The organism is Stackebrandtia sp., assembly GCF_035643755.1.
GTDB lineage: Bacteria > Actinomycetota > Actinomycetes > Mycobacteriales > Micromonosporaceae > Stackebrandtia.
In genome coordinates, this window is record NZ_DASQPW010000213.1 from 1 (window position 1) to 14553 (window position 14553).

10 protein-coding genes and 1 pseudogene are annotated in these 14553 nt (G+C 70.0%); 3 read left to right on the plus strand and 8 right to left on the minus strand.

The window, feature by feature from the left end; translation table 11 throughout:
* The 3 genes from VE172_RS16390 to VE172_RS16400 all read right to left on the minus strand — a co-directional run.
* On the minus strand, positions 1 to 1116 hold a 1116-nt coding region (locus tag VE172_RS16390), incomplete at its 3' end, for an SLC13 family permease (protein WP_349258416.1).
* A 74-nt stretch (positions 1117 to 1190) separates the two neighbouring features.
* On the minus strand, positions 1191 to 2117 hold the full coding sequence (locus VE172_RS16395) for a glycoside hydrolase family 16 protein (RefSeq protein ID WP_324803010.1): 927 nt from the start codon (positions 2115 to 2117) through the stop codon (positions 1191 to 1193).
* A 176-nt stretch (positions 2118 to 2293) separates the two neighbouring features.
* On the minus strand, positions 2294 to 3796 hold the full coding sequence (locus VE172_RS16400) for a glycoside hydrolase family 43 protein (RefSeq protein WP_324803011.1): 1503 nt from the start codon (positions 3794 to 3796) through the stop codon (positions 2294 to 2296).
* A gap of 195 nt (positions 3797 to 3991) precedes the next feature.
* On the opposite strand from VE172_RS16400, the gene VE172_RS16405 reads away from it, so the two are divergent.
* Complete coding sequence (locus VE172_RS16405; RefSeq protein WP_324803012.1) at positions 3992 to 4591, plus strand: hypothetical protein; 600 nt, start codon at positions 3992 to 3994, stop codon at positions 4589 to 4591.
* A 1075-nt stretch (positions 4592 to 5666) separates the two neighbouring features.
* On the opposite strand, the gene VE172_RS16410 is transcribed toward VE172_RS16405, so the two are convergent.
* The 5 genes from VE172_RS16410 to VE172_RS16430 are packed head-to-tail and all read right to left on the minus strand — an operon-like array spanning position 5667 to position 13533.
* Entirely contained in the window at positions 5667 to 8702 is a 3036-nt protein-coding gene (locus tag VE172_RS16410; RefSeq protein WP_324803013.1) for an AfsR/SARP family transcriptional regulator, read from the minus strand.
* A gap of 45 nt (positions 8703 to 8747) precedes the next feature.
* Positions 8748 to 11621, minus strand: a complete 2874-nt coding sequence (locus VE172_RS16415) for an AfsR/SARP family transcriptional regulator (protein WP_324803014.1) — start codon at positions 11619 to 11621, stop codon at positions 8748 to 8750.
* A gap of 9 nt (positions 11622 to 11630) precedes the next feature.
* A complete protein-coding gene (locus VE172_RS16420) occupies positions 11631 to 13007 on the minus strand; it encodes a hypothetical protein (RefSeq protein WP_324803015.1) in 1377 nt (458 codons plus the stop codon).
* Entirely contained in the window at positions 13004 to 13279 is a 276-nt protein-coding gene (locus VE172_RS16425) for a hypothetical protein (protein WP_324803016.1), read from the minus strand. Before VE172_RS16425 ends, VE172_RS16420 begins: the two co-directional genes overlap by 4 nt.
* Positions 13276 to 13533, minus strand: coding sequence for a hypothetical protein (locus VE172_RS16430; protein ID WP_324803017.1), 258 nt, complete (start codon positions 13531 to 13533; stop codon positions 13276 to 13278). Before VE172_RS16430 ends, VE172_RS16425 begins: the two co-directional genes overlap by 4 nt.
* Positions 13534 to 13704: 171 nt before the next feature.
* On the opposite strand from VE172_RS16430, the gene VE172_RS16435 reads away from it, so the two are divergent.
* Both VE172_RS16435 and VE172_RS16440 read left to right on the plus strand, forming a co-directional pair.
* The gene (locus tag VE172_RS16435; RefSeq protein ID WP_324803018.1) at positions 13705 to 14073 is read left to right on the plus strand and encodes a hypothetical protein; all 369 of its coding nucleotides are present in this window, start codon (positions 13705 to 13707) and stop codon (positions 14071 to 14073) included.
* A gap of 20 nt (positions 14074 to 14093) precedes the next feature.
* A pseudogene (locus VE172_RS16440) lies at positions 14094 to 14553 on the plus strand (hypothetical protein); the annotation flags it as partial.

The window sequence follows — 14553 nt, forward strand, 5'->3', positions numbered from 1 at the left end:
CGAGCCCGCGTAGGTGAGATTCGGGCCGATGTTCACCCCGAGCAGCATAGCCAGAACCGCGCCCGGTCCGGACGAAACCGTCAGCGGCAGCAGGACCAGGGCGGCGGGCAGGTTGTTGATCAGATTGGCCAGGACGGCGGCCACCACGGCGATGCCGAGCAGTTCCAGCGGTCCGTCGCCGCTCGGCACCAGGCGGCCCAGGGCGGTGTCGAGGCCGTTGTCGACGACGACGCGCACCACGATCCCCAGAGCCACAACGAAAGCCAGAAACGGCAGCGCGCCGGCGCGCAGGATCGCGCGCGGGGTGGTGCGCCGCCGGGCCAGGGCGCGCACCGCCAGCACCGCGGCGCCGGCGGCCGCCGCCCAGGCGGGGTTGAAGCTCAGCGCCGAGGCGACCACGAACCCGGCCAGGGTGCCCGCGACCGTCACCATCGCGAAGATCGGGGCCTGGGTCGGCGGCTCGGTCGCGGCGGGGGCCCGCGCCCCGGCGTCCAGGTCGGTGGCGAAGAATCCGCGGAAAACGGCGTACTCGACGCCGACGGCCGCCAGCCACGGCAGGGTCATCAGGGCGGCGAAGCGGGTGAAGCCGATGCCGCTGGCGGCGAACGCCAGCAGGTTGGTGAGGTTGGAGACGGGCAGCAGGACCGACGCGGTGTTCGACAGGTGGGTGCAGGCGTACACGTGCGGCCGCGGGCGGGTTCCCAGCCGTGCGGCGGTCGCGAACACCACCGGCGTCAACAGCACGATGGTGGCGTCCAGGCTGAGCACCGCGGTGATCACCGACGCCAGCACGAACACCTGCGTCAACAGCCGCCGCGGTCGCCCCGCCGCGCCCCGCGACATCCACGACCCGCCGGCCCGAAACAGCCCCTCGTCGTCGCACAGCTGCGCCAGCACCAGCACCGCCGCCAGGAACCCGATCACCGGACCGAGCCGCGCCGCCTCGTCCAGGGCGTGATCGACCGAGATCGCCCCCGTCGCCACCAGGACGCCGGCGGCGGGAACCGCGACGATCGCCTCCGACCAGCCCCACGGACGGGCCACGGCGCAGCCGAGCACGACGGCCAGCAGGACGACCGCCAACGTCTCCGCCAGCGCAGGGCTCACACCGCACATCCTCCCCGATGAACGCCCGCGCCGGCACGCGAACGGCGGCGACGGACGAGGCCGTCACCGCCGCCGGGTGTGAGTCAGGAGTTGTAGCTGTAGCAGGTGACCCAGGTGGTCTGGAGCTCGGCGTGGGCGCCGCGATCGGCGTAGGGGCCGACGATGGACGACTCGTTTTGCAGAATCCAGGACATCGGGATGTCGGAGATGTCCTTTGTGGCGTCTCCGACCAGCTTGCCGTCGAGGTAGTACTTGACGTGGCCGGGGGTCCACTCGATCGAGGTGGAGTGGGCGGAGCCGGTCCAGGCGACCCCGGTGTCGAAGTTGTCCTCGCCGGGGTGGGTGTAGGCGCTGATCTTGTCGCCGTAGTCGTTTTCGGGGAAGTCCATCTCGTAGTTCCCGTCGTAGAACAGGTGCGCCGACTTGAACCCGCCGTCGTTCTTGGTGACCTTGAACCGCTCGCTGTACTTGCCGTATTTGCGGTCCATGCACTTGCGGGGGACGACGGCGGCGACGTAGTTGTCGTCTCCGGAGTCGGGACGGTACATGTTGACCGTCATCGTGCCGGTGCCGTCGTAGCCGCCGCCGACCGACACGGTCTTGTCGGCGCGGTAGGTGCCGCCGTAGGGTGCTCCGCCGTTGCCGTCCGCGCCGCTCTTGGCGGTGTCGTCCCAGCCGACCGGGTAGGCCCACCAGTCGTCGGCGTACTTGCCGTAGTCGGCGAGGCCGCCGCAGTACGCGTCGGCGGTGTCGACGTTGTGGTCGCAGTCGGAGAACGCTCCCACCGGCACGGTGTCGCCGGAGAAGTCCTCGGCGAACACCTGCTTGAAGTCTCCGCAGTCGCCCGAGGGCATGTTGTTGTTGTCGACGTGGCAGGCGTCGGCGGACGGGAAGGTGTCGGCGGCGTCCGCGTTGGCGTTGCCGACGGCAATCGCGGAGGCCACGGTGGCCGCGACCACAATGGATGCTCCCGCGCCGACGAGATTTCTTCGCTTCAACAATCTCTTCATCAACGCAGACTAGATGTCTACAACGACCTTCGCAATGCGTTGTGAGACAAAAGAAATGCTGGTCAGGTGGCTTCGCGCGCTTTGTCCATAATGTGATTGTCTAGTTTGTCCATAATAAAATGGTACGGGCAATAAGTCGCCCCGACCGTCCCGCGCGGGACGGTCGGGGCCTCGAATCAATCGAAGACCACGGCGCGGTCGATGCTGACGTACGAGCCGCTGGAGGAATCGATGTGGTTACCGGTGACGGTCACCTTCAGGGTGTGCTTGCCCGCACCGAGTTTCGGGCTGATGTAGTTGGGGTTCTCCCCCACCCTCACACCGCTGTAGTAGTCGACCGGTTCGGAATCCTTGGCGCCGTCGATCGAGAAGGTGGCGGTGCCGTTGCCGACATCGCGGACGCTGAACAGCGCGATCTGCTTGCCGGTGAACGTGAACGTCGCCGTCGATCCGGCCTTGTTGCTGAAGTGATCGTCGCCCTTGTAGCACTGGTTGCCGCAACCGTTGCCGGACTTCCAATCCCCGGAGTACTCCACCTGCGCGTCGCCCGCGCCCTGGTCGGTGTCGTTGATGGCGCGCACGCCCGGGCCGGGATCGCCCGAGGGGAGCTTCTGGGGTTGGCCCGCCGCGACCGGCGAACCCAGATTCGGTGTGCCGTCGGCGTTCCAGGAGATCTTCTGGGCGCGGGTGGTGCGATACGCTGGGGTCCGCTTGTCGGTGTTCTTGCCCAGATAGGCGATCCAGTCCTCCTTGCCGTCGGGTGACTTGAAGAAGGCGTGGTGCCCGGGGCCGTAGACGCCGGCGTCGTTGTTGCGGGAGAAGATCGGGCCGTCGTGCTGCTTCCACGAGTCCGGGTTCATCGGGTCGGCGCCGTCGGCGATGCTCTTCATCCACAGTTGATAGTCGGGTTTCGCGGTGTCGCAAGAGGAGTAGGTGAGGAAGGTCTGCCCCTTGCCGTACAGGGCGGTGGGGCCCTCGCGCACCTCGTCGCAGCCGCCGGCGGCCGGGATCGCGACGCGGTCGGCGGACGTCGTCCACGGGTCGCTCATCGGCGAGATGTACAGCTGCGCCGGGCCGGGCTGGCCGCGGCCGGGCCCGGTCCAGATGAAGTACGGCTTTCCGTTGAGCATGAAGGGTTCGCCGTCGATGGCGTACTCGCCGAAGTCGGCGATCTTCGCTTTGAAGTGATACGGGCCCGCGGGGTCGTCGCCGTCGGACTCGATCACGTACATCCGGTGATTGGCGTCGGTGCCGTCGCTGGCCGTGTAATACATGTACCAGTGTGGACCGTCGGGGCGCTCGAAGCGCTGAAGGGCCGGGGCCCACACCTGCTTGTTGCGGCTGTTGTCGGAGTCGACGAAAACGTCCTTCTTGGGCGCCGTGATCAAATCGCCGAGGCTTCCCGACTTCCAGATCGACAGCCGGTCGCCCTGGGTCGTCGACAGGTAGTAGTTCTTCTTGTAATAGACCATGGTCGGGTCGGCGCCGCCGTTGAGCGGATTGAGGAATTCCCCGGTCGCCTTGGGACTGTGGTCGTTTCCTGATTCATTGTCGGCCCAGACTAGGGACGTCGCCGTGGCCGCCAGGACCGCGACGATCGCCACGATGAACACGGCCAGGCGGCTTCGCGAGGCGGTCAGCCATCGCCGCGCGGTGCCGAGCACGCGAGGGTTGGTCATGAAGCTCCTTCATCGGTGAAAGGATTCCTTTGGGGGACAAGTCATACCACAGTGCGATAAGTGGACGCTTACGAAGTATGTACTGAAAAGTCGGCGTGCTATTCGGCGCCAGAAATTCAGCCAATCGAAAGCCAATCGCGGGTCAAACGACGCGGGCCAACCTGGGGGTCCGAGCAACCGACGAAAGGCGACATCATGTCCGAGCGTTCCGCGCGAATGCGCACCGAATTCAATGGCCTGAAACGCAATCTGACGCTCAGCCTCGCCTTCATCGTGATCTCACTCGGGCTGTGCGCGGGCGCCGTGCTGTTCTGGGTCAAGGCCGTGTACACCTTCGACTACATCATCAGCGTCGGTCTGGCCGTCTTCGGACCCATCGGCCTGCTGGTCAGCATCCTCAGCGTCGCGCAATGGTCGAGCCCGTTTCGGGTCACGCTCACCGACGCGGGGGTCGACGTGCTGCTGGCGGGGCAGGAGATCGCGCTGCCGTGGTCGGACATCGCCACGATGCGCATCACCGAGCGCTGGCCCAATGGCGCAAAGATGCCGTGGCGGCGCGACCCGACCCTGAAGAACACGCGCGTGCGTTGGCTGGTCGCCGAGCCCGCGGCCCACATCGACGCCGACGACGGCACGCCCCTGCCCGCGGCGCTGTGGCAGGTGAACCGCTGGCAGCTGTTCGCCACGCACACCGTCGACGCCCACGAGCGCCAGGTGGTGGCGGCGCTGCGGGCGATCGTGCCCGGCCACGTCTCCGTCGAGGTCGACACCCCCGAGATCAGGCGGTACGCGTGACGGCTCTCGGGCCGCGGGTGCGCGAGGGCGCGCTCGCGGCGGGGCTGCGGGGCGAGCTCGGCGAGCACGCCGTCGGGTCGCGGCGGGTATTGCTGTACGGCAACGGCGTCGCCGTGTCCACCGAGGACGACGGCCTCGAGGTGCTGGCTTGGGACGACTCGGCGGTGATGCATCACCACGACGTCGACGCCGCGCTCGCGGATCTGAGGATCTCGGGGATCCACCGCGGCGGCGCCCGGCTCGATCTGTCGCGGGCCGACGAGGCCACGGTCGCGGCGCTGAGCCGCGCGTACGCCGATCACGTGCTGGCGGCGTGGCGAGCCGCGGTCGACGGCGGCGAGCGCCTCGACGTCGGGCCGATCGCGTTCGGGATCGACGGGATCGCGGCGCCGGGGGTGATGTTGCCGTGGGACGAGCTCGTCTCGGTGCGGGTGGAGAAGGCCCGGATCCTCTTTCAGCGCAGGCACCGCTGGCAGCCCGAGGTCTACCTCTACACCAGGGAACTGATCAGCGCTCCCCTGCTCGTGGCGCTCGTCAGGCACCTGCACCGCGAGGCGACCTCGGCCGACGTCGCGGTGGACACGCCGAGCTATCTCGTGGCCGACGGGGGAAGCGGTCGGCCGCCCGCGGCGCTCAAAGAGCTCGCCGCTCGCATGCGCCAGGCCGCCGAGGAGGCGGGGCTGGCGGGCATGCCGCGCTGGTACCGCGCGGCGTCGCCCCACGACAACAGGATGCTGGCGCTGTACAACGGCGGCCTGGTGTGCGGGGGCTGGCGCATCGGTGGGATGTTTCGCCGCGGCGGGAAGGTCACCGCGTTCCGTTGGGAGGACATCTGTCGCGTCACGGGGTACACCACCACCAAGGGCTACAACCGTGTGTTCCAGCATCGGTTCTATGTGGTCGGTGGGGACGGCGGGCGCACCGTCCTGCGCCAGGACACCCCCGACCTGTACGCGGACTTCCCCGGGCTCTTCGAGAGGGCGGCGATGCCCATCATGGACTGTTACACGTCATTTCTCTTGCAGGGCATGGAGACCGCGTTGGACCACGGCGGGGAGTTCGACTTCGGGGCGGTTCAGGTGTCGGGCGACGGGCTGCGGGTGGACGGCACGGTGGTGCCGTGGACCCGGCCGATGCGGATCGCGTTGGACGAGGACGTGGTGACGGTGTCGGCCAAGGGTTTCGGCGCGACCACGTTCGACCTGCGGGAGTTCTCCAGCCTGTCGGCGGTGCGCACGGCGGTGGAGACGCTGAGCGGGAACCGTCGGGGACGGTGACGGGGTCGGGCGTCGAGGGATAACGGGCGCAACGGTTGTGGCATGTCGGGGCGGGGGTCGGCGATGATGGCGTCGCGTTCGTCGGCGGTGATCTGGTCGAGGCGCTCCAGGAGCGTCGCCGACTCGGCCCAACACCTCAGGGCCGCGTCGTGGTCGCCCACGTCGTCGAGCGCCTCTCCCCTGCCCCATAGGATGTCGGCGTGGGACGTGGTCTCCGTGGTACCCAGCAGTTGGGAGAGTTCCGCGCTGCGTCCGAACTCGGCCAAGGCCCGTTCGGGGCGTCCCGCGCGCCGATGGTAATAGCCGATGTTGATCCGAATCATCATCTCGGAATGATCATCGTTTCGGTCCCGAACGGCGCGAAGCCTGTCCTCATACTCCTCGATCGCCTCGTCGTATCGGCCCAGTTTGGCGTACGCGATGCTCCGCTGGCCGCGAATCAGGTCCTCGAGGACATCGGTTCCGTCTCGCCTGTTCAACTCCCTGGCCTGGTCCAGTCGGTCCAGGGCGGCCGGGGCGTCGCCCGACAGCCGAAGGACCTTCGCGATCAGAACCAGCGCCGTGATCTCTCGTCGTCGGTTGGTGGATGCGCCGGCCTTCGCCAGCCCGCTTTCCAAGGGCCCGATGGCCTTGTCGAACTGCCACAACATGCCATGGGTCTCTCCCACCGCGAGCAGGGCGGCGATCTGGCGATCGGTGTTCTCCGCGACCGTGGCCGCTTCGAGGCCCAGCTCGGCGAGAGCGAGCAACTTGCGCAGGTGCAGGCCCAGTCCCGCGCCCACGGGAAAGATGGTGGACGTGAGCGTGTCGACGAACCGCGGGTCCTGGTCGACGGGCACCGCCTGACGAGCCACGGCGACCAGGTTGTCGATCTCATCGCCGAACCACTCGTAGGCCGCCGCCGTTGAGTCCCAAGGGATGGCGTCTCGGCAAAGCTCGCGCGGCGGCAAGGCCAGGCGGCCCTCGAGATACGGCGCGTGTGCTCGCAACGCGTTGCGGGCACACGCGAGATAGTGATGCCGCAAACGCTTGAGCGCCAACGCATCGACCGCCGTGGACTGCGCGTTCTCGCGCGCGTGCAGACGCACCAGGTCGTGCATGCGGAAGCGATCGGCGGTGGTCTCCTCCAGCAGCGACACGTCGCACAGCGTCTCCAGCGCCGTTCGGACGTCGAACGCCGTGGAGTCCAGCAACGCCGCGGCGGCGTGCGCGTCAATGTCGATGCCGGGATGCAGGCCGAGGGCATCGAACAGGCGCGCCGCGTCGGCGGTGCTCGGGTCCTCGCGCAGCGCGAGGTGGCTGACCGCGATGCTGGCGGCGACCGCGCGGTCGTCAGCGCGCAGCTCGGTCAGGCGGCGTTTCTCGTCGGACAGGCGCCGCACCATCGCGGCCACGGGCCACTGTGGTCGAACGAGGAGGCGCGCGGCGGCGAGCCGCAACGCCAGCGGCAGGTGCCCGCACAGGTCCGCGAGTTCGGCGACGTCCTCGGCCTGGGTCTCGGCGCGTCGCGCGCCGATGGTCTCGACCAGGAACCGTTGGGACTCTTCGGGAGCGAACGTCGCCAGACCGACCTGGGTGGCCTCGTCCAGGGTGGCGAGCGTGCGGCGGCTGGTGACGATCACGCCGCAGCCGTGGCCCGCGGGCAGCAGGGGCCGAATCTGGGCGATGTCGCGGGCGTCGTCGAGGACGACCAGCAGGCGCTTCGTCGCCGTCACCGAGCGGAATCGGGCCGCCAGCTCGTCCAGGGCGAGGGCGGGCGGGGCGGCGGTGTCGAGCGAGCGCAGGAACCGGGCGAGGACCTCTTCGGCGGGCGTCGGGGTGGCGCCCGGGGTCGCGCCCGCCAGGTGGGCGTAGAGCTGGCCGTCGGGATACGCCCCGGCGACGCCGAGTCCCACGTGGACGGCCAGGGCCGACTTGCCGACGCCGGGGCCGCCCGAGATCGCGCACACGCGCGCCGCGTTTCCGCCCGGGCCCGTCAGCGCCGATCCCAGCAGGTCCGATTCGGACCGACGGCCCGTGAATCCCCGGACGGTGCCGGGGAGCTCGGCGGGCGCGGGGTGCCCTCCGCGCACCGTCGTGGCCGTGGGCGGCGTGGACGTCAGCTCGAGGATCGGATCGTTGTCGGCGATGGCGCGTTCGAGGCGGTTCAGCTCGGCGCCGGGTTCGAGCCCGAGCTCCTCGATCATCGCCTCGCGGCCCTCGCGGTGCACCCGCAGCGCGTCGGCCTGGCGGCCCGAGCGGTACAGGGCGAGCATGAGCTGCGCGCGAAACCTCTCCCTTGTGGAGTGTTCGGCGACCAGGCCCGTCAGCTCGTCGATCAGGTCGCCGTGTCGGCCGATGGCCAGGTCGGCCTCGACCCGCGATTCGATGGTGGACAGTCGGGTCTCGTTGAGGCGTAGCGATTCCGCGCGCAGGCCGGGGTGGTCGGTCAGCCTGCCGAACGGGCGCGTGCCGCGCCACAACCCGAGCGCGCGGGCCAACAGTTCGGCGGCCGCCTCGGGTGCCGCGTCGGCGGCCGCGCGGCGCCGCGCGTCGAATTGATGGACGTCGAATTCATCGACCGCGACGTCGATCGCGTAGCCGTCGGCCGACTGCCTGATCCGGTTGTCGTCGTCCAGGAGCCGGCGGAGCTTGTGGATGTGCCAGGACACGGCGCGGTCGACGGAGACCGGGGGCCGGTCGGCCCACAGCGCCGCGCCGATGCGGTCGACGGGCATCGGGCGGCCGGGCTGGGTCAGCAGGACCGACAACAACAGGCGTTGCTTGGCCGCGCGCAGCTCCAGTTCACCGTCGTGTTGGGACACCTCCAACGGCCCGAGTACCGCGAATCGCAATGGTCCTCCCTGCTCGCCTCACCGTGACCGCCAATTTTGCCCGATTCACAACGACAGCGCCCGGGGCCGGTGGGGCCGTCGCGCCTCGGCGAGATCGAGGGCCTCGGCGGGGGTGATCACTCGCAGCGCCTTCAGGATCTCCAGGGCGCGCAGCCGGCAGACCCGGGCGTCGACGTCGCGGCCGAGCGCCTCCAACGCCTCGCCCGCCGTCCACAGGTACACCGCGTGCACGTTGGTGTCGGCCAGGTCCATGGCCTCCACCAGCTGGAGCGCGTTCGCGTTGAGCGGCAGCGCCTCCGCCGCGCGTCCGTCCGCAATGTACATTTGCGCCAGCGCGTCGAGCGCCTCGGCGTGATGGAAGTCGTGGCCCCCCTCCCGCGCGACGGTCACGGCCCGCCGCAGGTCGTCCAGCGCCCGCTCGCGCTCGTCGAGCTGTCGATGCGCGGCGGCCAGCCCGATCCAGGCGCCCGACTCCCCCACCGGGTCGCCCGACTCCCGCGTGGCCTTCACGCACGCGCGCAGGATGTCGATGGCCCGCGCCGCACAGCCGCAGCGCACCAGGGCCTCGGCCCGATGCACCTGGGCCATCGCCTCCCACTCGGGGTCCCGCGCGTCGCCGGCGGCCCGCCCCGCCTCGGCGTAGTGGTCGGCGGCGAGGGCGGCGTTGTGGCGGGACAGGATGTTGCCGAGGTCGTAGTGGGCGTGGAAGCGGGCGGACGGGTCGCCGTCGCGGTCGGCGAGATCCGCGGCCCACAGCAGCGGTTCGCGCATCCGGGCCACACGATCCCGCCGGATCAGCAGCGGCAGCACGGTAGCCGGCAGTGCCGCGGCCTCGGCGGTGGCGGCGCCCGGGTTGCGCATCAGGGCGAGCAGGTTGCCGAATTCGCGATCGACCCAGCGCCGGGCCTCGGCCCCGGACCCGAAGCCGACGGGCGGGCGCGGCGTCGGCGGGTTCAGGGCGACGCGTTTGGCCATCTCGGATCGGAACTGTGCGGCGATGCGGGGATCGGTGCCGGGGTTGAGGTCGGCGCCGCGCACCTCGAGGGCGTGGCGGGCCAGCGACAGGTAGCAGCGCGCCATTCGGACCTCGGCGGCGCGCCGTTCGGCATCGGAGTCGTTGTCGGACAACAGTTCCCGCGCAAACAGCCGCAGGAGGTCGTGGCCGCGGTAGCGCTCGGGTTCGCGGCATTCCAGCAGGCACGCGTCCACCAGGGTCTCCAGCAGGTCCTCGGTGTCCAGCATGGGCAGATCGGCCAGCGCCGCGGCGACGGGGAGGCTCACTTCGGCGCCCGCGTGCAGACCCAGGAGCCGGAACATCCGCTCCGCCGCCGGGTCGTCGAGGTCGAGGTAACTGACCCGGAAGCTGGCGCGAACGTCCTTGTCCTCCAGGCGAAGCACGGACAGGCGGTCGCGCTCGGCGGACAGCCGCTCGGCCAGTCGAGCGGCGGGCTGGCGGGGTTGGCGGCGCAGGCGGGCGGCGGCCACGCTCAGCGCCAGCGGCAGGTGCCCGCACAGGCGCGCGATCTCGGCGACGGTCGCGTCGTCGGCGGCACACTCGCCGAGCAGCCGCCACAGCATCTGGCTGGCCTCCGGGGCCGGCAGCGGCCCGAGCCGCAGCGGCAGGGCGCCGTTCAAGGTCGCCAGGGAGGATCGGCTGGTGACGATGACGCGGCAGCTCCCTCCGGAGGGCAACAGCGGCCGGACCTGGTCGGCGTCGCGGGCGTCGTCCAACAGGATCAGCAGGCGCTTGTCCGTTGTGGCCGAACGGAACCGGGCCGAAAGCTCGGCCGCGTCGGGCGATTCGGCGGGGGCGCCGACGCCCAGCGAGCGCAGGAAGCGGGCGAGCACCGCGGCGGGTTCGACGGGCCTGGCGGCGGGGTCGGCGCCGCGCAGGTTGACGTAGAGCTGGCCGTCGGGGAATTCCGCGGCGAGCCGGTGCGCGATGTGGACGGACAGGGTGGACTTGCCCGCGCCGCCGATGCCGGTGATCACGGGGATGACGACGGTTTCCTTGCGCACCAGGGACTCCAGCCGCGCGACCTCGGCGGCGCGGCCCGTGAAGGACCCCAGGTCGGCGGGCAGCTCGGCGGGCACGGGTTGGTCGGTGGTGTCGGGCGGCGACGGCTGGTCGGCCGCCTCGGGGACCGCGCGCTCGGCCCTCGCGGGCGCGGCGGGATCGACCGGCGGCGGGTCGAGTTCGGGGTCGTTGCGCAGGATGGCCTGTTCGAGGCGCCGCAGCCGGGTCCCCGGGTCCATCCCGTAGTCGTCGCGCAGCAGCCGCCGCCCCTCCCGGTAGATCCGCAACGCGTCGGCCTGGCGCCCGCAGCGGTACAGCGACAGCATGAGTTGCGCGCGGATGGTCTCGCTGGCGGGATGCTCGCCGAGCATGACGGTCAGCTCCCCGATCAGGTCGGCGTGGCGTCCCAGCTCCAGGTCGACGTCGACGCGGCGCTCCAAGGCCATCAGCCGCATCGCGTCCAGCCGCGTGGCCTCCTCGCGCACCGCCCCGAGGTCGGCCAGGTCGCCGAAGGCGGGTCCCCGCCACAGCGCCAAGCCCTCGGCGAGCGAGCCCGCCGCCCGCGCGGGGTCCGTGTCGCGGCATCCCGCGCGGTACAGCGATTCGAAGTCGCGCGCGTCGAAGGCGTCGTCGGTCAGGTCGATGAGATAGCCGTCGGAGATTCGCTGTACGCGTTGGGCGCCAATGACCTTGCGGAGCTTGTGGACGTGCCAGGCCACCGAGCGGCTCACGTCGGCGGGCGGCTCGCCGTTCCACAGCGCCTCGGCCAGCCGATCGACCGAGACGGGCTGCCCGGGGCGGGTCAGCAGCATCGCCAGCAGCAGGCGCTGTTTGGCGGCCCGGATGTCCGCTTCGTCGGGGCTCCCCGAGACCGTCAACGGCCCCAGCACCCCGAATCGCATGTGACCAGACTAGTAGTCGGACTCGGACGGGTGGTTCGTGTGCGGGCGCCAGTCCTTCGGGGTCTTCCAGGAGTAGTCGTTGGGCTTGTGGTCGTGGTTGCGATCGACGGTCTTGGAGGGGAAGGGTTTCGACTCCGAGTGCTCCAGGCGGTAGCCGTCGTAGCGCGACTTGGGCAGCAGCGTCTTCGCCTCGGCGCCGAAACCCTCCGCCAACGATTTCAGTCGATGTTGCACGCCGGTGCTGAGCGCGCTGACGAACGAGTCGAGGGCACCCTTGACAATGGTTTCGGGTGAACCCGCCGATCCCACCCCGCTGGAGATCGCCTTGAGATACGCGGTGATCGCCTCGGTCAGCGACGTCAGGTTCCCGATGATCGCGTCGCCGTAACCGTTGCGCATCGCCTCGATGATCTCGGAGATCGCCTTGCCCTGGGCGGACATGTAGCGCAGAGATGTCACGATGTCCGACATGTAGGTCTGGGTGGCGGAGGCGACGTTGTAGTACGCGCCCGCCGACCCCGTGCCGGTGCCGGGCGTGTGCGTCCACCACTCGTCCCGCAGCCCGCGGTAGCTCAGCGCGAAGCTGCTGTTGATGTCCTCGACCACGTTGGCGATGCCGTCGCAGGCGGCCGAGCGGGTCTTGATCACGGTGGGGCTGGACAGGTACAGCTTCATGATCCTGCCCGTCATCGGCGGGGTCAGGCCCAAGGACTGAGCGATCGCGTCGGCCTTGAGGAGATCTGGCAGGTTGTCGTCGACCAGCGAACTCAGCTGGTCGTCCTCCAGCCCCTTGTTGGTTTGGTACCGGGGCATACTGACCGAACCCTTCGAGTCGGGCGTCAGCCAGCCGTTCGGGTGCTGGCCGATGTCGGTGCCGGTTTCGATCCTGCTGTCCGGGAGCCGTTTCAGCGAGGGAAGCCCCGCCTGGCCGGCGGGGTACGTGAAGTGAAAGTTCGAGCGGCTGTGCGGCGGGAAGGCCGGGGCGGCCCCGGGTCGGCACGAGATCGGCGGGAGCTTCGTGTTGACGTAGGGGGTGATGTCGTTGCCGCCCTTGCCGTCGAGGTTTCCGCGGCTGGCGCTGATGTCGTAGGCCGCCTCGATGTCGGTGTGTTGGTACGCCGCCGCGATGCCCATCAGCGCGCCGCCCTGGCCCCACAGCTGGTCCCGCAGGGTGACGAACTCGGGGGTTCGCGCGTGCAGCAGCTTCTGCCATTCCGCGTGGTATTTGACGGTCTCGGGTAGCTGCCCGAACGCCTGGGCGGGGATGTCGGCGGCGTCCACAAGCGCCTGCGGCAGCACGTCGCACACGATCGCGTCGCTCATCCGGTCGCGCCCGAATCCGGCCAACTGCCGGGTCTCGACCTTGAGTCCACCGAGCTGGGTCATGACCGCACCTCCCCGACGAGACCGAGATCGGGTCCGAAGTGGTCGCGGCGAACCGCGAAGTACTGTCTCCTGTGGTCGGCCAGGACGGCCTTGAGCGCCGAGGCGATCTCGGCGGCGGTTTCGGTTTCGCCGGCTCGGTAGTAGCGGTCGTCGATGACGACGTCGAAGTTGCCGTTGGCGTCGCGCAGCATGTGGACCCAGCCCTCCTCGGAGTGTCCACGCGCGACTATGGCGCGGACCTCGGCCTGGTATGCCTCGAGCGTGGTCTTCATGTCGTGACTTCTCCTGTCGTCGATGTGGTCGAGCGTTTGACGGCGGCGTCGAAGGCCACTTGTTCGGCGGTCTGCCAGTGGCGCAGCATGGTGGCCAGCTGGTGCGCCAGCTCCTCGGCGCTGTGCGTTCCGTACCTGTCGGGCGCGAATTCGACCGTCACCGTCGCGTTCAGGTCGGCGATCACGCGCACCGACTTGTCGCGCGACTGGAGCCGGATCCTGGCGCGATCGAACTCCTCGTCGAGACTGCCCACGGCGGGCTCCCTTCCGTTCGGTGTCGGTCACCAGCCTGGGTTGGCGGGTTTGGTCAACGGTTGGCGCGCGATTGGCGCGCCGCGCGCGGGAGCCAAGTGCCGACCAATCGAGGGCCAAACGCCGCGGGGAAGCCTGGTGGGAACGTGATTCCCCGAAGGATTGGTCTCCTGATGTCCCATACCCCACCGGTGTCGATGCGCACCGACGACGTGTATTCGCTGGCCGAGGCGCTGCGGCTCGACGCCGCGAGCTTCCGCGTCGAGGCGGCGCGGCTGATCGGCCGCTTCGAGCAGGGCGGGTCCGAGTCCGCTTGGGGCGTCGACGAACGCAACGTCCCCGCCGGTCACGCCGTGCGCCGCCACCGCGAGACCCAACAGCGGGCCGTCGCGATGCTGCGGCGCGCCACCCAGACGCTGCACGACATGAGCGCCTCGGCGCATGCGGTGGTGACCGCCTTCGGGGACCAGGACGCGCTCAACGGCGCCGACATCGATGACGTCGACCGCGCCATGAACCCACCCGCATCCACAAGCGACTAAACACAGAGGAGCACATCGCGATGGGCGAGTTCGACGCCTACACCGTCGAGGATCTCAACGAGATCGTCGACCCCGACCGTCCACACGAGCTGACAGCGCAGGCCGAGGACTGGGGGCGGCTGGCCTCCCTGCTGGGCGAATACGCCACGGCGATGCACACCCGCCTGGGCCAGGCGCGCTCCAGCTGGGGCGGGGCGGCGGCCGAGGCGTTCTTCGGCGGCTTGGGGCGCCACGCCGGTCACCTGTCGGCGGCGGGCGAGACCGCCGACGGCAACGCCGGGGCCGTGGCCGCGATGTCGAGCATCGCCGCCGACGCGCAGTCCCAGGTGAGCCGGATTCACTCCCAGTGGCGCGATCACCAGGCGACCGCGACGTCCCCCGCCGACGCCGACGCGCGCCGCAGGCCGTTCGACCTGGCCGCCCGCGAGGTGATGGAGCGGATGGCCGCCGACGCCGACGCGCAGCGGGCCGCCCTGCGCG

Excerpts from the sequence above, each read along its gene's own strand:
- VE172_RS16395 (WP_324803010.1), bottom strand. The coding sequence starts at position 2,117 with ATGAAGAGATTGTTGAAGCGAAGAAATCTCGTCGGCGCGGGAGCATCC.
- VE172_RS16400 (WP_324803011.1), bottom strand. The coding sequence starts at position 3,796 with ATGACCAACCCTCGCGTGCTCGGCACCGCGCGGCGATGGCTGACCGCC.
- VE172_RS16405 (WP_324803012.1), top strand. The coding sequence starts at position 3,992 with ATGTCCGAGCGTTCCGCGCGAATGCGCACCGAATTCAATGGCCTGAAA.
- VE172_RS16415 (WP_324803014.1), bottom strand. The coding sequence starts at position 11,621 with ATGCGATTCGGGGTGCTGGGGCCGTTGACGGTCTCGGGGAGCCCCGAC.
- VE172_RS16420 (WP_324803015.1), bottom strand. The coding sequence starts at position 13,007 with ATGACCCAGCTCGGTGGACTCAAGGTCGAGACCCGGCAGTTGGCCGGA.
- VE172_RS16425 (WP_324803016.1), bottom strand. The coding sequence starts at position 13,279 with ATGAAGACCACGCTCGAGGCATACCAGGCCGAGGTCCGCGCCATAGTC.
- VE172_RS16435 (WP_324803018.1), top strand. The coding sequence starts at position 13,705 with ATGTCCCATACCCCACCGGTGTCGATGCGCACCGACGACGTGTATTCG.